General features: G+C 62.5%; 15 protein-coding genes. All 15 read right to left on the bottom strand.

What is annotated here, in order from left to right; translation table 11 throughout:
• Positions 1–66: 66 nt before the first annotated feature.
• The 15 genes from KY496_RS13285 to KY496_RS13215 all read right to left on the bottom strand — a co-directional run bounded on the left by KY496_RS13285 (position 67) and on the right by KY496_RS13215 (position 18,574).
• Positions 67–1,062, bottom strand: a complete 996-nt coding sequence (locus KY496_RS13285; RefSeq protein WP_005665777.1) for an XdhC family protein — start codon at positions 1,060–1,062, stop codon at positions 67–69.
• Positions 1,063–1,185: 123 nt separating this feature from the next.
• A complete protein-coding gene (locus KY496_RS13280; protein ID WP_005665779.1) occupies positions 1,186–2,280 on the bottom strand; it encodes a M48 family metallopeptidase in 1,095 nt (364 codons plus the stop codon).
• Between the two features lie 18 nt (positions 2,281–2,298).
• On the bottom strand, positions 2,299–2,748 hold the full coding sequence (gene dut / locus KY496_RS13275; protein ID WP_005665781.1) for a dUTP diphosphatase: 450 nt from the start codon (positions 2,746–2,748) through the stop codon (positions 2,299–2,301).
• 19 nt (positions 2,749–2,767) lie between these two features.
• On the bottom strand, positions 2,768–3,988 hold the full coding sequence (coaBC, locus tag KY496_RS13270) for a bifunctional phosphopantothenoylcysteine decarboxylase/phosphopantothenate--cysteine ligase CoaBC (RefSeq protein ID WP_184239115.1): 1,221 nt from the start codon (positions 3,986–3,988) through the stop codon (positions 2,768–2,770).
• Between the two features lie 17 nt (positions 3,989–4,005).
• On the bottom strand, positions 4,006–4,542 hold the full coding sequence (gene lspA, locus KY496_RS13265; protein ID WP_071361599.1) for a signal peptidase II: 537 nt from the start codon (positions 4,540–4,542) through the stop codon (positions 4,006–4,008).
• An 81-nt stretch (positions 4,543–4,623) separates the two neighbouring features.
• Positions 4,624–7,521: an isoleucine--tRNA ligase gene (gene ileS / locus KY496_RS13260; RefSeq protein ID WP_219865015.1), complete on the bottom strand. Its 2,898-nt coding sequence runs from the start codon at positions 7,519–7,521 to the stop codon at positions 4,624–4,626.
• A gap of 99 nt (positions 7,522–7,620) precedes the next feature.
• Positions 7,621–8,592: a bifunctional riboflavin kinase/FAD synthetase gene (locus KY496_RS13255; protein ID WP_219865014.1), complete on the bottom strand. Its 972-nt coding sequence runs from the start codon at positions 8,590–8,592 to the stop codon at positions 7,621–7,623.
• A 195-nt stretch (positions 8,593–8,787) separates the two neighbouring features.
• Positions 8,788–10,017: a tetratricopeptide repeat protein gene (locus KY496_RS13250; protein ID WP_005665788.1), complete on the bottom strand. Its 1,230-nt coding sequence runs from the start codon at positions 10,015–10,017 to the stop codon at positions 8,788–8,790.
• Positions 10,018–10,087: 70 nt separating this feature from the next.
• Positions 10,088–10,522 carry a biopolymer transporter ExbD gene (locus KY496_RS13245; protein ID WP_005665790.1) on the bottom strand — a complete coding sequence of 145 codons (435 nt, stop codon included), beginning with the start codon at positions 10,520–10,522 and terminating at the stop codon, positions 10,088–10,090.
• Positions 10,523–10,597: 75 nt separating this feature from the next.
• The gene (locus tag KY496_RS13240) at positions 10,598–11,017 is read right to left on the bottom strand and encodes a biopolymer transporter ExbD (protein ID WP_005665791.1); all 420 of its coding nucleotides are present in this window, start codon (positions 11,015–11,017) and stop codon (positions 10,598–10,600) included.
• Positions 11,018–11,020: 3 nt separating this feature from the next.
• Positions 11,021–11,962, bottom strand: coding sequence for a MotA/TolQ/ExbB proton channel family protein (locus tag KY496_RS13235; RefSeq protein ID WP_205289006.1), 942 nt, complete (start codon positions 11,960–11,962; stop codon positions 11,021–11,023).
• An 85-nt stretch (positions 11,963–12,047) separates the two neighbouring features.
• Complete coding sequence (locus KY496_RS13230) at positions 12,048–12,710, bottom strand: energy transducer TonB (RefSeq protein ID WP_005665793.1); 663 nt, start codon at positions 12,708–12,710, stop codon at positions 12,048–12,050.
• A gap of 913 nt (positions 12,711–13,623) precedes the next feature.
• Complete coding sequence (locus KY496_RS13225; protein ID WP_005665794.1) at positions 13,624–15,150, bottom strand: SpoVR family protein; 1,527 nt, start codon at positions 15,148–15,150, stop codon at positions 13,624–13,626.
• 49 nt (positions 15,151–15,199) lie between these two features.
• The gene (locus KY496_RS13220) at positions 15,200–16,471 is read right to left on the bottom strand and encodes a YeaH/YhbH family protein (RefSeq protein WP_005665795.1); all 1,272 of its coding nucleotides are present in this window, start codon (positions 16,469–16,471) and stop codon (positions 15,200–15,202) included.
• A 180-nt stretch (positions 16,472–16,651) separates the two neighbouring features.
• Positions 16,652–18,574, bottom strand: a complete 1,923-nt coding sequence (locus KY496_RS13215) for a PrkA family serine protein kinase (RefSeq protein WP_005665796.1) — start codon at positions 18,572–18,574, stop codon at positions 16,652–16,654.
• Positions 18,575–18,580 lie beyond the last annotated feature (6 nt).

Here is an 18,580-nt window from a genome sequence, read left to right as displayed (position 1 = left end):
GGCCATTGTGGCAGGACCGGCGCTTTCCTGCCAGCCGATCCTTGCTTTTGAATTGACGCTACCGACTCAGGCCGCGCTGGCCAGCGTCAGCGCCGCGGCGTGCGGCACCAGCATCTGCTGCGGCACCGCGTTCTTCACGGCCGTCATCTCGGCCATGATCGAGATCGCGATCTCGGCCGGCGTCTTGCTGCCGATGTAGATGCCGATCGGGCCATGCAGGCGCGCCAGTTCGGCCTCGGTGAGGTCGAACAGCTTGAGGCGCTCGCGCCGCTTGGCGTTGTTGGCGCGCGAGCCGATGGCGCCGACATAGAAAGCGTCGGACTTGAGCGCTTCCATCAGCGCCAGGTCGTCCAGCTTGGGATCGTGGGTCAGGGCCACCACGGCGCTGCGCGCATCGAGCCTGGCCTCGATCACGAGGTCGTCGGGCATGGCGTGCACCAGGCTCACGCCGGGGATGGAAAAGCCGCTGCGGTATTCCTCGCGCGGATCGCACACGGTGACGCGGTAATCCATGCCGGCCGCGATCGTGGCCAGGAAGCGCGACAGCGGGCCGGCGCCGATGATGTACAGGCGCCAGCGCGGGCCGTGCAGGGTGTGCAGCACGCCATCCTCGATGCGCTGGATGGCGCTGGCCTGGGCCTGCTCGAGGCTGACCGCGCCGCTGGCCAGGTGCACGCGGCGCTCGACCAGCTCGCCGCCATCCAGGCGCGCCAGCAGTTCGGGAATGCGGCTCTCGATCGACAGCGGCTCGATGGCCAGCTCGATGGTGCCGCCGCAGGGCAGGCCGAAGCGGTGCGCCTCGTCGGCGCTGATGCCGTAGCTGATGATTTCGGGGAGGGTGATCTCGATGCCGTTGTCGCGCACGCGGGCGATCAGGTCGTCCTCGATGCAGCCGCCGGAGACCGAGCCGACCACCTGGCCGTCCTCGCAGATGGCGAGCGTGGCGCCGACCGGGCGCGGGCTAGAGCCCCAGGTCTTGATCACCGTGACCAGCTGGCAGCGCTGGCCGCCGGCAAGCCAGGCGGCGCAGGTTTTCAGTACGTCGAGGTCGATGCTGTCCATGGTGTGGTCGCCGCCGTATGCGGTATAGATACAAGATGGACAATCATACAAAAAAAGCGCGGAGGGCGCTGGCGCCGGCGTGCGCGGCATGGGAGCGCCGCGCACGCCGGCATGGCCGGGCTTTCAGGGCACCAGCGGTTTCTTGCCGCTCTGCTTGGCCTTCACCTCGGCCACCGTCTTGTCGATCGCCGCGATCCGCTGCGTGGTCGACGGGTGGTTGGCCGTGTAGCCGTTGAGGATACGGGCCGGGTAGGTGGCCGCCAGGCGCTTCCAGAAGGCGGACGCGCCGTCGATGCGGTAGCCGGCGCGCGCCACCAGGTAGATGGCCAGGCGGTCGGCCGCCACGTCGTCGGCCACCGGCATGGCCTTGATGCCGCCGCTGCCGATCAGCATCGAGGTGTCGGGCGTGATCGCGGTGAGGTTGTCGATGATGCTGCCGATGGTGGCGGCGTTGCGCTGCGTGGCCGCGTGGCCCAGCATATTGTGCGCCATCGTGCGCGCCACGACGTAGGCCAGCTCGTCGTCGTTCTGGGCGAAGCCCAGCATGCCGCGGGTGACCATCACGCGCGAGCCGTCGGCGTAGGCGTTGATGTTGTCGGCGTTGCCCAGCTCGATCGCGAAGGCGCAGGCGCGGGTGACCGGGATGGTCAGGTCGCGCTGGTTGCCGTTGCGCTCGATCGACAGCGGCAGGCTGGCCTGCTTCGACATGATCGGGCCGAACACTGCGCCGGCCTGGGACAGGGCGTTCGGGCCTTCGGGCAGCGGCGTGCCGCCGGCCGCCACCAGGCGGTCGCCCTGGCGCAGGCCGGCGCGCGCCGCGCCGCTGCCGGCGAGGACGTTGGTGACCTGCAGGCGCTCGCCCATGCCCAGCACCACCCAGGCCGCCTCGTTGTACTGGCCCGGATAGGTGTAGCGGTTCTTGGCGGTGAAGCCGAGCAGGTTGCGCGCGTGCTTGGTGCACAGCTGGGCGTTGTCGATCAGGAGGGGGGCCGCGATCCGGTACAGGCGGTCGTGCTGGGTCGCCATGCGGGTGAGCGTGTCGGCTGCCGCCGCCATCTGCGGCGTCACTTCGGGCTTGCCCGACGCCTGGCTCGGGATCACGCCCGGCGTGCTCGACGATTGCATCTGGCCTGGCGTGCTGCAGGCGGCCAGCAAGGCCGCCGTGCCCGCGATCAGGGCCGCGGACTTGAAGCGTTGAAGACGGTGCATTGGGATCATGGTCCTCCTCACGTGTTGTTATTGTTTGCCGGTGCTGCCGAAGCCTCCGGCGCCACGGTCGCTCGATGCGAACTCCTCCACCACGTTGAAGCCGACCTGCAGCACCGGCACCACGATCAGCTGCGCCAGCCGGTCCATCGGCTGCAGCACGAAGGTGGCGGCGCTGCGGTTCCAGGTGGAGACCATCAGCTGGCCCTGGTAATCGGAGTCGATCAAGCCTACCAGATTGCCCAGAACGATGCCGCTCTTATGGCCGAGTCCACTGCGCGGCAGGATCATGGCGGCGTAGCCCGGATCGCCGATGTGGATGGCGAGACCCGTCGGCACCAGCACCGTCTGGCCAGGCTCGATGGTGAGCGGCGCATCGAGGCAGGCGCGCAGGTCGAGGCCCGCGCTGCCAGGGGTGCCGTAGGCCGGCAGCAGTTCTTTCATGCGCGGGTCGAGGATCTTGAGGTCGATATTCTTCATGTGATGCTTGTTATGTGTTTTAGGTGAGCAGGGAGCGCTGTTCGATGCGCTTGGCGATTTCGGACACCAGCTGGCGCGCCAGGGTGAGCTTGTCGGCCCGCTCGAGCACCGTGTGGCCGCTCTCGTCGAACAGGATCACGGTATTGTCATCCTGCCCGAAAGTCTGGTGGCCGATATTGCCCACCAACAGAGGGATGCCTTTCTTTTCGCGCTTGGCGGCGCCGTACTGTTCCAGCTGCTCGGATTCGGCCGCGAAGCCCACGCAGTAGGGCCAGCCCGACAACGACACCGTGCCCGCCACCGCGGCCAGGATGTCGGCGTTCTGTGCGAATTCCAGTTGCGGCGGCGCGCCGTCCGCCGTCTTCTTGATCTTCTGGTCGCTGGCATTGGCGACGCGCCAGTCGGCCACCGCCGCCACGCCGATGAACACGTGCTGGCCTTCCACGCCCGCCATCACGGCGTCGTGCATCTGCTGCGCGGTCAGCACGTCGATGCGGCGCACGCCATGCGGCGTGGGTAGCGACACCGGGCCCGAGACCAGGGTCACCTCGGCGCCCGCTTCGCGCGCCGCGCGCGCCAGCGCATAGCCCATCTTGCCCGAGGACAGATTGGTGATGCCGCGCACCGGATCGATCGGCTCGAAAGTCGGGCCGGCCGTGATCAGGACGCGCCGCCCGGCCAGCACCTTGTGCTGGAACGAGGCGATCAGCTCTTCGACCAGTTCCTCGGCTTCGAGCATGCGGCCCAGGCCCGTCTCGCCGCAGGCCTGCGAGCCGCAGCCGGGGCCGAACAGCTTGACGCCGTCTTCAAGCAGCTGGGCGACGTTGCGCTGGGTGGCCGGGTTTTCCCACATCTCGACGTTCATCGCCGGCGCCACGTGCAGCGGCACGTGACGCGGCCGCGCCACGCACAGCAGCGACAGCAGGTCGTCGGCCGCGCCGTGCGCGAGCTTGCGCATGAAGTCGGCCGAGCAGGGCGCGATCAGGATGGCGTCGGCGTTGCGGGTCAGGTCGATGTGGGCCATATTGTTGGCCATGCGCGCATCCCACTGGTCCAGGTAGACCGGCTGGCCAGAGAGGGCCTGCATGGTGACCGCGCCGATGAAATGGGTCGCCGCTTCGGTCATGACCACCTGCACGCTGGCGCCCTGCTTGCCCAGGGCGCGACACAGCTCGGCCGCCTTGTAGCAGGCCACGCCGCCGGTCAGGCCGAGGACGATGCGCTTGCCTTTCAGCTCCATGTTGAATCTCCTTGCGACTAGGACTTGTTCACCCGGCGCAGCTCGTCGAGGACGAACAGGACCGCGCCCACCGAGATGCCGATGTCGGCGATGTTAAAGGCCGGGAAGTGGCCGATGCCGGTCCAGTAGAAATCGAGGAAGTCGATCACGTGGCCATGCACCACGCGGTCGATGCCGTTGCCGATCGCGCCGGCCATGATCAGGGCCAGGGCAAAGCAGAATAGGCGCTGGCTCGCGTTCTTCGACATCATGTAGATGCAGAACACCACGGCGGCGATCGCGATCCCGAGGAACAGCCAGCGCTGCCAGCCGCTGGCGTCGCCCAGGAAGCTGAACGCCGCACCCGGGTTGTACACCTTGATCAGGTTGAAGAAGCCCGTGATCGGCAGCGTCTCGGCATAGGCGAAGGTGCGTTCGACGGTGATCTTGGTGACCTGGTCGAGCAGGACGATGATCAGGGACAGGCCGATCCAGGGGAACAGGCTGGCGCTGGTGCTGCGGGTGACAAGTTTGGGACCGGATGCGGATGCGGCTGGTTTCTTTTTGGTTGCCATGGTGTGTGGTGTCGGTGCGCGCCATGCCGCCCGGGACGGCGGCATGGCGGAAAACCCGCGGGTCGATCGACCCGCAGGAGCTTAGGCGTAGCGGCGCTTCTCGCCGGCGCCGAACAGGTTGCTGGTGCAGCGGCCGCACAAGGTCGGATGCGCGTGGTCGTGGCCGACGTCGCGGCGGTAGTGCCAGCAGCGCTCGCACTTTTCAAAGGTCGACGGCGCCACTTCCACGGCTTCGTCGGCTTCGGCCGCCACTTCGCTGACGGTCGCCTGCGAGGTGATGAAGACGAACTTCAGGTCGTCATCCAGGCTGGCCAGCGCGCGGTACTTCTCGCCCGCGGCCTTGATCGCCAGCTCGGCCTGCAGCGAGGAACCGATGGCGCCCGAGGCGCGCACTTCTTCGAGCTGCTTGGTGACGTCGGTGCGGACCTGGCGCAGCAGCGCATATTTCGCCAGCAGAGCCTCGGCATCCGGCAGTTCCGGGAAGGACCACAGCGTCTGGGTGAAGATGGTCTCGTCGCTGGCGGCGAACGCCTCGGCGCCTGCGAACTTTTCCCACGCTTCTTCGGCGGTGAACGACAGGATCGGCGCCATCACGCGCAGCAGCGAGTGGGCGATGTGCCACAGCGCGGTCTGGGCCGAGCGGCGCGCCTGCGACTCCACACCGGTGGTGTACAGGCGGTCCTTCAGGATGTCGAGGTAGAAGCCGCCCAGGTCTTCCGAGCAGTAGTTCTGCAGGCGCGACACGACCGGGTGGAATTCGTAGCGCTCGAAGTGGCCGGCGACGTCGTTCTGCAGCTGCGCCATCGAGGCGATCGCATAGCGGTCGATCTCGAGCAATTCAGGCATCGGCACTGCGTGCAGGGCAGGGTCGAAGTCCGAGGTGTTCGCCAGCAGGAAGCGCAGCGTGTTGCGGATGCGGCGGTACGACTCGGTCACGCGCTTGAGGATCTCTTCGCCGATCGACAATTCGCCCGTGTAGTCGGTCGAAGCCACCCACAGGCGCAGGATGTCGGCGCCGAGGGTGTCCGAGATCTTTTGCGGCGCCATCGTGTTGCCGAGCGACTTGGACATCTTCTTGCCGTTCTCATCGACGGTGAAGCCGTGGGTCAGCAGCGCCTTGTAGGGCGGGGTCCCGTTGAGCATCGACGAGGTCAGCAGCGACGAGTGGAACCAGCCGCGGTGCTGGTCCGAACCTTCCAGGTACAGGTCGGCCGGGAAGCTCGACTGCGCCTTGTGCGAGCCGCGCAGCACGGTCTGGTGGGTGCTGCCCGAATCGAACCAGACGTCCAGCGTGTCCTTGTTCTTTTCATAGGTCGCGGCGTCCTCGCCCAGCAGGGTGGCCGGGTCGAGATTGTGCCAGGCGTCGATGCCGCCGGCTTCGATCAGCTTGGCCACCTGCTCCAGCAGTTCCGGGGTGCGCGGGTGCAGGGCGCCGGTTTCCTTGTGCACGAAGAAGGCCATCGGCACGCCCCACTGGCGCTGGCGCGACAGGGTCCAGTCCGGACGGTTCTCGATCATGCCGTGCAGGCGCGCCTGGCCCCAGTCCGGGAAGAACTGCGTCTTCTCGATGCCGGCCAGCGCGGTCTCGCGCAGGGTCGGGCCGCCGTCCTTCGGCGTGATGTCCATGCCGGCGAACCACTGGTTGGTGGCGCGATAGACGATCGGGGTTTTATGGCGCCAGCAGTGCATGTAGCTGTGGTCGAACATCTTGAGTTCGAACAGGGTGCCGGCTTCGGTCAGCGCGCCGCAGATCGGCTTGCTGGCTTCCCAGATGGTCATGCCGCCGAACAGCGGCAGGCTCGAGGCGAAGCGGCCATCGCCCATCACGGGCTTGAGCATCTCGTCGTCCTTCATGCCGTGCGCCTTGCACGACTGGAAGTCTTCCAGGCCGTAGGACGGGGCCGAGTGGACCACGCCGGTGCCGCTGTCGACGGTCACGTAGTCGGCCAGGTAGACCGGCGACAGGCGGTCGTAGAACGGATCCTGGGCGTGCAGCGGGTGCTTGAAGCGGATGCCTTCGAGCTTGGCGCCGACGGTGGTGGCGATGACCGTGCCTTCCAGCTTGTAGCGGGCCAGCACCGACTCCACCAGCTCCGAACCCAGGATCAGGAGCTGCGGCTGACCGTCACGCTCGACCCGCACCAGCGAGTAGCCGACTTCCGGACCGACGTTCAGGGCCTGGTTCGACGGGATGGTCCACGGGGTCGTGGTCCAGATCACGATGAAGCCCTTGTCGACCGGGAGTTTATCCAGGCCGAAGGCGGCGGCGATCTTGTCGTGTTCGTGGAAGGGGAAGCCGACGTCGATCGCCGGGTCGCGCTTGTCCTGGTATTCGACTTCGGCCTCGGCCAGCGCCGAACCGCAGTCGAAGCACCAGTTCACCGGCTTGAGGCCGCGGTACACATAACCTTTTTCCAGCAGGGTGCCGAGCGCGCGCAGCTCGTCGGCCTCGTTGCTGTAGGCCATGGTCATGTACGGATTGTCCCACTCGCCCAGCACGCCCAGGCGGATGAAGCCGGCGCGCTGGCGGTCGATCTGCTCGAGCGCATAGGCGCGCGCCTTTTGCAGCACTTCGGCGGTTGGCAGGTTCTTGCCGTACAGTTTTTCGATCTGGATCTCGATCGGCATGCCGTGGCAATCCCAGCCCGGCACATACGGCGCGTCGAAGCCGGCGATGGTGCGCGACTTGATGACCATGTCTTTCAGGATCTTGTTGACGGCGTGGCCCAGGTGGATGTCGCCGTTGGCGTACGGCGGACCGTCGTGCAGGATGAACGTCGGACGGCCGGCGGCGGCCTTGCGCACGCGCTCGTAGATTTTTTTATCTTGCCATTGCTTGACCCAGCCCGGCTCGCGCTTGGCGAGGTCGCCGCGCATCGGGAATGGGGTATCGGTCATATTGACCGGGTATTTGCTTTCAGGCTTTTTCTGGCCCTTAGGTGCCTGGGACTGGCCGCTGTTTTGTTTGGTATCGGACATAAGCTTCTTCTGGTAAGTGTTCGGTGTGCACGGCGCAGCGCGCCGCGGCAGAGTCGGGTGAGGCGCTTCCGGCAAGCCATCGCGGCTCGGGAAGCGCGCTCAAATTCGGTCGGTCGCCGTCAGCGCGCTGTTGCGGTGGGCGAAGAAGACGCGCGCCTGGGCCGCATCGTTATCGATCGCGGCAGTGAGCGTGGCCAGGTCGTCGTATTTCTCTTCGTCGCGCAGCTTGGCCAGGAATTCCACGCGCACCAGCTTGCCGTAGCATTGTTGGGCGTAGTCGAATACATGTACTTCAAGCAGCATACGGCCGGCATCCTCGACGGTCGGACGCACGCCCAGGCTGGCCACGGCCGGCAGCGGCGCGTCCGCCAGGCCGTGCACCTGCACGACGAAGATGCCCGAGAGAGCAGGGCGGTGCGCCACCCGCAGGTTCATGGTCGGAAAGCCCAGCGTGCGGCCCAGCTTCTGGCCATGGATCACATGGCCCGACATCGCATACGGATGGCCGAGCAATTCCTTGGTACGGACGAAATCGCCTTCCAGCAGGGCGGCGCGCACGGCCGAGGACGAGATGCGCTGGTCGCCGTGCATCACGGCGTCGAGGGTGTGGACGTCGAAGCCGAATTCGCGGCCGGCCTCGACCAGCATCGCGATATCGCCCTGGCGCCTGGCGCCGAAGCGGAAATCGTCGCCGACCATCAGCCATTTGACGTGCAGGCCGTCGACCAGCACGCGCTCGATGAAGTCGCGCGGCGACATGGCGGCGAACTGTTCGTTGAAATGCTCGACGATGACGCGGTCGATGCCGGCCTGGTCGAGATCCTCGAGCTTGTCGCGCAGGTTGGCGATGCGGGCCGGGGCGCGCGACAGGTCGCCGGATTTGCGGGCGAAGTATTCGCGCGGATGGGGTTCGAACGTCATCACGGCCGCTTCCAGGCCGAGCCCCGCGGCGGCGCTGCGCACATGGGCCAGCAGGGCCTGGTGGCCGCGATGGACGCCGTCGAAATTGCCGATCGTGAGCGCGCAGGGCGCGCGCGCCCTGTCGTTGGGAAGTCCGCGAAATACCTTCATCAAATCTGGGTCCGGTTGCAAGCCGCGCGACAATGGAGCGGCGCCAAAACCCTGATTATACGGTAAAGCGATTGTTGCACCGAGGCGATGGCCATGGATCGGCTCATTCATGTTATCGAATGGCGCAATAAAAAACGCCGCCCGAAGGCGGCGTTTTCGCAGCTTGGATCCCCGCCTGCGCGGGGACAGGCTCGATCAGGACAGCGGATTGTTGATCGCCAGGATCCAGTAGCGGGCCAGTTCGGCGGTGCCGTCCTTGCCGCCCACGGTCTTGAGCGTGGCGATGGCTTGCTGCTTCTTGCCGGCAGCGGCGTAGGCTTCGCCCAGGCGCAGCTTGGCGTCTTCAGGGTTCTTCAGGCCGCCGGCCTTGATGGCCGCTTCCATCATCTTGAGGCCCTTGTCGGCCTGGCCAGCCTGCACCAGTGCGTAACCCAGGCCCACCAGCGAGTCCTGGTCCTTGACCGCGGTGTGCTCGGCTTCCAGCGCAGCGAAGTTCTTGTTCTGCTCTGCCAGGTTCTTCTCGGCCAGGTCCTTCAGGCGCTGGTGACGCGCGGCGTCGGTGCCGGTGCCCAGGGCGCCGGCCTTGTAGCCCTTGTCGATGATCTTGATCGCTTCGGCCGGGGCTTTCGCCTGCAGCACCAGCTGGGCCATTTCCATGTACTCGCTCGGCTTCTTGAGCAGGTTGTTGGCCAGCTTCAGGCGATAGACGTCGACGTTCAGGCGCTGCGAGTAGCCCGGCTGGCGCTGCACGCGGTTCAGCAGGTCGGTCCAGTACTGCGCCTTTGGATAGCTGGCGGCCAGCTTCTCGATGGTGCGCACGTAGCCGGCGGTATCGTTCTTCTTGAGCTGGATATTGGCCAGCATGCCGAGCTGGTCTTCGCTCAGGCGGCCGCTTTTCTCGATGGTGCGCAGTTCTTGCTCGAGGGCGGCGGTGTTGCCTTGCTTGTAATAGTTCTGCAGCAGGTAAGCGCGCAGCTTCGGATCATCCTTCTGCTTGAGCAAGTTCTGGATGGTGGCGTTGGCCTTGTTCAGGTCGCCTGCACGCATATAGATGCCCACCAGGCCTTCGGCGAATTGCGAACGCTCGTTGGCGCTCAGCTTGCCCGACGCGAGCAGGGCTTCGAAGGATTTGGCGGCGGTATCGTAATCGCCGGCCGACGAAGCAGCCCCGGCGCGCACGCGCTCGATCAGGTAGCTTTCATTGGCGGTCTTGTTGCCCACCTTGTCCAGTCCGCGCAGGGTAGCCAGTGCCTCCTTGTGCTTGCCCTGTTTCATCTGGGCCTGGGCTTGCTGCAGCGGTTTGCCAATCTCCGGGCGCATTGCTTCCTGCGCGACGGCGGAAGACAGGCCGATTACCGGGGTGAGCGCGGTAAAGCCCAGAGCGGCCATTGCAAGGCTGAGGTGAGCGAGACGGAACTTGATCATCTGAAAAATCCTTATTTCAAAATGGACACGGCAGGGATAGCCCTGCCGTGTTGGTTCAAACATGGAACGATTACTGGAACTGCTCGTTACCGACCATGCCGATTTTGGTGACGCCGATACGCTGGGCGGATGCCATGACACCGGCAACTACCTTGTACTCTACCAGCTTATTCGGACGCAGGTGCACTTCAGGCTGGTCGGCCATGGCTGCAACGGCGTTCATCTTGGCTTCGAGCGTCGCGCGATCCGGGATGACTTCGCCATCCCAGAGGATGGTACCGTCGAAGTCGACGTCGATCGTGATCACCACCGGTTTGATATCGCTTTGCGGCGGGTTACCAACTGGCATGTTCAGATTGACGGAGTGGTTTTGCTTCGGAATCGTGATAATCAGCATGATGATCAGAACGAGCAGGACGTCGATCAACGGCGTCATGTTCATTTCCATCATCGGTTCCGGATCGGCTGCTGCTGCGGAGCCGCCTCCACCTACGTTCATACTCATGGGTGTGTCCTTATCTAATGTTGGGGAGAAGGTTACGGCGCCCGGCTCGAAAGCCAGGCGCCGCATGCTGGGCTATCAGCCCGGTGGCTCGATAACGAAGCCAACCTTCTGCACACCAGCACGTTGTGCCGTGTAGATCACGCGGCCGATCGCTTCGTAGCGGGTTTCCTGGTCGCCACGAACTTTCACCGCCGGTTGCGGCACTTTCACCGACTGCTCCGCGAGGAACTTGAACAGCTCGTCCGTGTTCGCGAGGTGAGTCTGGTTGTAGTACATCTCGCCGTCTTTATTGACGGTGATATTCACATCTTCCGGCTTGGTCAGGGTGACCTGGTTCTCTTCTGAAGGAAGGGTCACTTTCTGCAGATTCAGCACCACCGGGCTCGTGATCAGGAAGATGATCAGAAGAACCAACATGATGTCAACGAGTGGCGTCGTGTTGATCTCTGAATTCAGTGCATCTTCGCCGGAATCGGAACCGACACTCATCGACATAGTTTATCCAATCTTTTTAGCTGCGGCAGCTGCGTTCGAGGTCGACATTGCGCCCGAGATCAGGACCGAGTGAACGTCAGCCGAGAACGAACGGATGTCTTCCAGGACGGTCTTGTTACGACGCACCAGCCAGTTGTAACCCAGAACGGCAGGAACTGCAACGAACAGACCGAAAGCGGTCATGATCAGTGCTTCACCGACTGGACCTGCGACCTTGTCGATCGATGCGTTACCCGACATGCCGATGGCGGTCAGTGCGTTGTAGATGCCCCAGACGGTACCGAACAGACCGATGAACGGCGAGGTCGAACCGACGGTTGCCAGGAACGACAGGCCGTCTTGCAGACGCGACTGGACGCGGTCCACTGCGCGCTGGATCTGCATGGTGACCCAGGTCGACAGGTCGATCTGCTCGAGCAGGGCGCCGTCGTGGTGCTGGGTTGCCTTGGTGCCGGTTTCAGCGATGAAGCGGAATGGCGAACCTTCTTTCAGCTGAGCCGAACCAGCAGCGATCGACGGTGCTTTCCAGAACTTGGCTTGCATGTCTTTCGACTGCTTCATGATCTTCTGCTGATCGATCAGCTTGGTGATGATGATGTACCACGAACCGATCGACATCAGCGACAGGATGATCAGGGTGCCCTTGTTGACGAAGTCGCCGTGTTCCCACATCGCTTGCAGGCCGTACGGGTTGTAGACTTCTTCGGTTTGCTCGCCACCTGGAGCAGCGGCTGGCGCGCCAGCGTCTGCAGGAGCGGCGGCAGCGTCTGCAGGAGCAGCAGCTGGGTCAACAGCTGGTGCAGCTGCGTCGGTCGCCGCTGGCGCAGCTGCGTCGGTTGCCGGGGTTTCTTGAGCGAAGGCCGGAGCGGACACCAGAGCCGATGCTGCGGTTACCGACAACAGGACAGCCGCCAGGAAAGCGGACAAACGGGTATTCTTAAACATGCTTCCTCCAAAGATATTAAATAGACAGTTCGCTGAACTTAACGACAACGACAATCAAAGTTTGAGACGGTGACCTGTCTCGGTTTTATTCCAGCGTCCAGACGTACTGCACCGCTGTCCACGCCTGTTCCGGCTTGCCATCGATCATGGCGGGCTTGAATCGGCATTTGCTCAGAGCCGATTGCGCGGCTCGGTCCAAGTCACGGAAGCCACTCGACTTCGCCAGCTTGGCTTCCATCACCCGACCATCGACACCGATCAGGAACTGCAGGGTCGTGGTACCGGTTTCTTCATTGCGCTGCGACGAACGTGGATATTCCGGACGTGCGCAAGTATTAAAGTCAGCCACTGCCTCGGTACGGCTAGGACCACGTGCCGGCGGCGCCGGCGGAGCCGGAGGAGCTGGCGGCGCCGGCGGAGCCAGCTGGGTGGTTGGCGGCGGCGTGTTGGTCGCGGTAGCGATCGTGTTTTGCGGTGGTGGCGGTTGCTGCACCTGCACTTCGACCGGCGGGATGAACGGCGGCGGCGGCGCTTTCATTTCTGGCGGCGGCGGCGGCGGCGGAGTTTCCGGCGGCGGCGGCGGCGCGGTCTCTTCAATCAGCTTGGTTTCCACAGCTTCGGTCACCGTGCTGACGATCCGGGTACCCAGGCCAGCGACGAGCGCCCATCCCACGATGATGTGAAGGATGACGACTACGATGAAGCCTGTGAAATTTTTCCCGGGTTGCTTCTCATTCGAAAAATTCATGCCATATTTCTCCAATACCAACTCTTTTTTGTTGCTACCAAACCCACTAAACACGACAAAAGCCTAGAGCCGCATCCGGGACATCGAAGAATTATACCTACGAATTCTTTTTTGCACATACATTTTTACAGCAGCGAAAGGTGCGCTAACTACCTGTAAATGCAGGCAAACAAGCTCATCTATACAAGCCCGGCGAGGTCGGTTTGAGGGGTCCGGAAGGCCGGAAAATGTGTAGTTTTATGTATCGATTCTCCTCATCGCGTGGAAGATCAGTGTAGATGTCATGTTTGCCAAATTTCTGATGCCAAATCAGTCGCTTGGCAAATTTAATATGACTCGACAATGGTCTTTCTGCAAACAATAGCCAATTCTTATTACCCTCCGGCCTCCTCGGATTTCCCTGGAAGCCGTCCCGCGCGTACATAGGTATAGATAAAAGTGATACGCCTTAGACTGCTTGCGATGGCTCAACCGTGCGCCATTTGATGCTTCGTCTCGACAGGAATGAAAGCTGCGCGCTCCCACACCTTCTGCGACAAACTATATTACTTAGTTAGTGCTAGGTCCTTCACCGTCAAATTACCATGACTTGGTTGTGACAGCGCTAACATGTGATGTCGGGAACATACCATGAAATCTGTATGTTGGCGATAGCAGATGAGCCTAATTGAACATGCATAGGCAAGGCAAGGTGCTGGCGCCGCGCAGTGGGGCGTTAATGCGGAATAAAAGGTAGGGCAAAACCGCCGGCAGGAACGGTTAGCCGCGAAATCATGGGGGGGAGGCGGCTCTACTGCCCACGTAGTCAAGCAAGGCGTGAGTCGCCGTGCGAGCCTGGATTGGACGCGTGGACGGCGTAGCCGTCCACGCCACGGTCGCGGTAGTCAACAATAAGCCAGGCCGTGCGCGCCGCTCAGCGCCCGCGTTTCTCGCGCCGGCACTCGAGGAAGCTGACCACGTGCCCGGCCGGATCGGCCGTTTCGAGCCGCACGTCGAAGCCCCACAGCCGGGCCACGTGCTTGAGCACCTCTTGCGCCTGTCCATTGAGCGGGCGGCGGTTGTATTGCGTGTGGCGCAGGGTCAGGGCGCGGTCGTCGCGCGTATTGACTTGCCAGACCTGGATGTTCGGCTCGCGGCTGCCCAGGTTGTACTGCTCGGCCAGCTTGTGGCGCACGTAGCGGTAGCCGGCCTCGTCGTGGATGGCCGAGATGGTCAGCTTGTCGCTGCGGTCGTCGTCGAGCACGGCGAAGAAATGGAAGTCGCGAATCAGCTTGGGCGACAGGTATTGGGCGATGAAGCTCTCGTCCTTGAAGTTGCGCATCGCGAAGTCGAGCGTCTTGAGCCAGTCGCTGCCGGCGATGTCGGGGAACCAGGTTTTGTCTTCATCGGTCGGGTTTTCGCAGATGCGCCGGATATCGGTCATCATCGCGAAACCGAGGGCATAGGGATTGATCCCGCTGTAATACGGGCTGTTGGCCGGCGGTTGATAAACCACGTTCGTATGGCTTTGCAGGAACTCGAGCATGAAGCCGTCGCCGACGATCCCCTCTTTATACAGGTCTTGCAGGATCGTGTAGTGCCAGAAAGTGGCCCAGCCCTCGTTCATCACCTGGGTCTGGCGCTGCGGATAGAAATACTGCGAAATCTTGCGCGTGATCCGCACCAGCTCACGTTGCCAGGGTTCGAGCAGCGGCGCATATTTCTCGATGAAATACAGCAGGTTTTCCTCGGGCTCGGGCGGGAAGCGGTGGGTCGGCGCATCCGCCGCCACCTGTTCTTCGCGCTGGGGCAGGGTGCGCCAGATCGAATTGACCTGGGATTGGGCGTATTCCTCGCGCTCCTTGGTGCGCGCCGCCTCTTGCGCCACCGACAGCTTGGCCGGCCGCTTGTAGCGGTCGACGCCATAGTTTTGCAGCGCATGGCAGGAATCGAGCAACTCCTCGACCGCATCGATCCCATAGCGCTGCTCGCATTCGGCGATATAGTTCTTGGCAAACACCATATAGTCGACGATGGCGTCGGCATCGGTCCAGCTGCGGAACAGGTAGTTTCCTTTGAAGAAAGAATTGTGGCCGTAGGCGGCATGGGCGATCACCAGCGCCTGCATCGTCAGGCTGTTTTCTTCCATAAGGTAGGCGATGCAGGGATTCGAGTTGATGACGATCTCGTAGGCCAGGCCCATCTGGCCACGGCGGTAGCTTTTCTCGGTACTCAGGAAATGCTTGCCGAACGACCAGTGGTTATAGGAGACCGGCATGCCTACCGACGTGTAGGCATCCATCATTTGCTCGGCGGTAATGATCTCGAGCTGGTTCGGATAGGTGTCCAGGCCGTAACGCTTGGCCACCCGCTTGATTTCTTCGTGCGCCTGCTCGATCAGGTCGAAGGTCCACTCCGACTGTTCGGGCAGGGCGCGCGGATTGCTTGGATCTCTTGGCATGGGGCGCCTCGCTGTTGACTGCAGGTATGTCTTTTGACCCGTCCGCAGGCTATTTGGCCTGCTTCTTGAACAGTTCCCGGAATACCGGATAGATGTCGGCCGGGGTCACGATCTTTTGCATCGCGAAATTGCGGTGCTGGGCGGCGACGTCGCAATATTGCTCCCACAGGTTCTGCGGCGGGCCATCGGTGATCTCGACATAGGTGTAATACTGCACGCGCGGCATGATCGCGCTGGTGAGAATCTGCTTGCACAGCACCGAGTCGTTGTCCCAGTTGTCGCCGTCCGACGCTTGCGCCACGTAGGCGTTCCAGTCGGCGCTGCCGTAGCGCTCGGTGATCACTTTTTGCAGCAGATGCAGCGCCGAGGAGACGACGGTGCCGCCCGACTCGCGCGAATGGAAGAACTCGTTCTCGTCGACCTCGGCCGCCGCCGTGTGGTGGCGGATGAAGACGACGTCGATCTTTTCATAGACCCGCTTGAGGAAGAGATACAGCAGGATGAAGAAGCGCTTGGCCGTATCCTTGCGCGTCTCGTCCATCGAGCCCGACACGTCCATGATGCAGAACATCACGGCCTGGGTGCTGGGCTTGGGGACCTTGATCCGGTTTGCGTAACGCAGGTCGAACGGATCGATGAACGGAATGGCGTTCAGACGAATGTGCAGGTGATGGATGCGGTCCTTCAGCGCGACCACCTGTTCATCGTCGGACGGCGCTCCCTGGTCGAGCAGCGCCTGCAGCGCTTCTTCGGCATCCGCCAGTTCGCGCCGCGCGGGGCCGCCGATGGCAATGCGGCGCCCCAATGCGCCGCGCAGCGAGCGCAGCACGTGGATGTTCGAGGGCGTGCCGGACACGTTGTAGCCGGCGCGCTGGTTCTTGTATTCGATGGTCTGGGTCAGCTGCGTCTTGACCATGTTCGGCAGCTCGAGATCCTCGAAGAAGTAATTCATGAATTCTTCGCGCGACAGCTCGAAGATGAAATCGTCTTCGACGGTCTGTTCGCTGTTGCCGGCGCGGCCGCGCCCGGCGCCGCCACCGCCGCCGCGGGGCCGGTTGAACTGGTCGCCCTTTTGATACTCGGTATTGCCGGGGTTGACGGTTTCATACACGCCGCCATGGGCGTGGCCGAAATGCGGTTCGTTCACGTCCTTGACGGGAATGGTGACTTTTTCACCGTTCTCGATGTCGGTGATCGAGCGGCCCTTGATGGCGCGGCCGACAGCATCCTTGATCTGCGCCTTGTAGCGGCGCAGGAAACGTTCGCGGTTGACCGCAGACTTGTTCTTGCCCTGCAAGCGACGGTCGATGAGGTAAGTCAAAACAGGCCTCCTGCTTAGTATAAGCGCGGAACTGTCGGCACAAGATCTACCGCTCGCGCTCTGGCGCCGTCGCATGCGACGGCACCCCTATCTTAATACGCTGCGCGAACGAGCGTGCGGCGCACGCGCAGCGTCGCGTCTTGCCGGTGGCGGCCTGCAGCCATTCGGCAACACGCCTTGTCACGACGACTTGCGCACACGCAGATACCATTCGCACAACAGACGCACCTGCTTTGGTGTATAGCCTTTCTCTACCATACGGGCGACGAAGTCGGCGTGCTTGTTCGCATCCTCGGCGCTCGCTTTTGCATTGAAGGAAATCACCGGCAAAAGTTCCTCGGTATTCGAGAACATCTTCTTCTCGATCACGCTGCGGAACTTCTCATAGCTGGTCCAGGCCGGATTCTTTCCAGCATTGGTGGCGCGTGCCCTGAGGCTGAAGTTGACGATCTCGTTGCGGAAATCCTTCGGATTCGAGATCCCGGCCGGCTTTTCGATCTTTTCCAGCTCGGCGTTCAGCGATTCGCGGTCGAAGCTTTCACCGGTGTCCGGATCGCGGAACTCCTGGTCCTGGATCCAGAAGTCGGCAAAGGTCACATAGCGGTCGAAGATGTTCTGGCCATACTCGGAATAGCTTTCCAGGTAGGCGGTTTGAATTTCCTTGCCGATGAAATCGACATAGCGCTGCGCCAGGTGTTCCTTGATATACGAGAGATAGCGCTGCTCGGTCTCGGGCGGGAATTGCTCGCGCTCGATCTGCTGTTCGAGCACGTACAGCAGGTGCACCGGATTGGCCGCCACTTCGGTATTGTCGAAGTTGAAGACCTTGGACAGGATCTTGAACGCGAAGCGGGTCGACAGGCCGTTCATGCCTTCGTCCACGCCGGCATAGTCGACGTATTCGTGCAGCGACTTGGCCTTGGGGTCGGTGTCCTTCAGGTTTTCGCCATCGTAGACCAGCATCTTGGAGAAGATGCTCGAATTCTCCGGATCCTTCAGGCGCGACAGCACGGCGAACTGCGACATCATGCGCAGGGTGCCGGGCGCGCATGGCGCCTTGTCGAGCGAGGAATTACGCAGCAGCTTGTCGTAGATCTGGATTTCATCGGACACGCGCAGGCAATACGGCACCTTCACGATATAGATACGGTCGAGGAACGCCTCGTTGTTGCGGTTGTTGCGGAAGGTCTTCCATTCGGATTCGTTCGAGTGCGCCAGCACGATGCCGTCGAAGGGAATCGCGCCGAAGCCTTCGGTGCCCTTGTAATTGCCCTCCTGCGTGGCGGTCAGGAGCGGGTGCAGCACCTTGATCGGCGCCTTGAACATCTCGACGAATTCCATCAGGCCCTGGTTCGCCAGGCACAAGCCGCCGGAATAGCTGTAGGCGTCCGGATCGTCCTGGGGGAAATCCTCGAGCTTGCGGATATCGACCTTGCCGACCAGCGAAGAAATATCCTGGTTGTTTTCGTCGCCCGGTTCGGTCTTGGAAATCGCGATCTGTTTCAGGATCGACGGATAGCGCTTCACCACGCGGAACTTGTTGATGTCGCCGCCGTATTCGTGCAGGCGCTTGACCGCCCACGGGCTCGGAATGGCGCGCAGGTAGCGGCGCGGAATGCCGTAGTCTTCTTCGAGGATGGTGCCGTCTTCTTCTTCGCTGAACAGGCCCAGCGGCGATTCATTCACCGGCGAGCCCTTGATCGCATAAAAGGGCACGAGTTCCATCAGGCTTTTGAGTTTTTCGGCGATCGACGATTTGCCGCCACCGACCGGACCGAGCAAATACAGGATCTGCTTGCGCTCTTCGAGTCCCTGCGCCGCATGGCGGAAATAAGACACCACCTGCTCGATCACTTCTTCCATGCCGTAGAACTCGCGGAAGGCCGGATAGATCTTGATCACCTTGTTGGCGAAGATGCGCGACAGGCGCGGATCGAGGCGGGTATCGACCAGGGTCGGCTCGCCGATCGCGGCCAGCATGCGTTCCGGCGCGCTGGCATAGGTCAGCGGGTCTTTCTTGCACAGTTGGAGATATTCCGCCAGGGAGTATTCCTCTTCCCGGGTACGCTCATAGCGGGCCGCGTAGTTTTCAAAGATGCTCATTGAAGT

This window comes from Massilia sp. NP310 (assembly GCF_019443485.1).
GTDB lineage: Bacteria > Pseudomonadota > Gammaproteobacteria > Burkholderiales > Burkholderiaceae_D > Telluria > Telluria timonae.
Note: the sequence above shows the minus strand (reverse complement) of the source record. Positions and strands in the feature narration are given on the sequence as shown.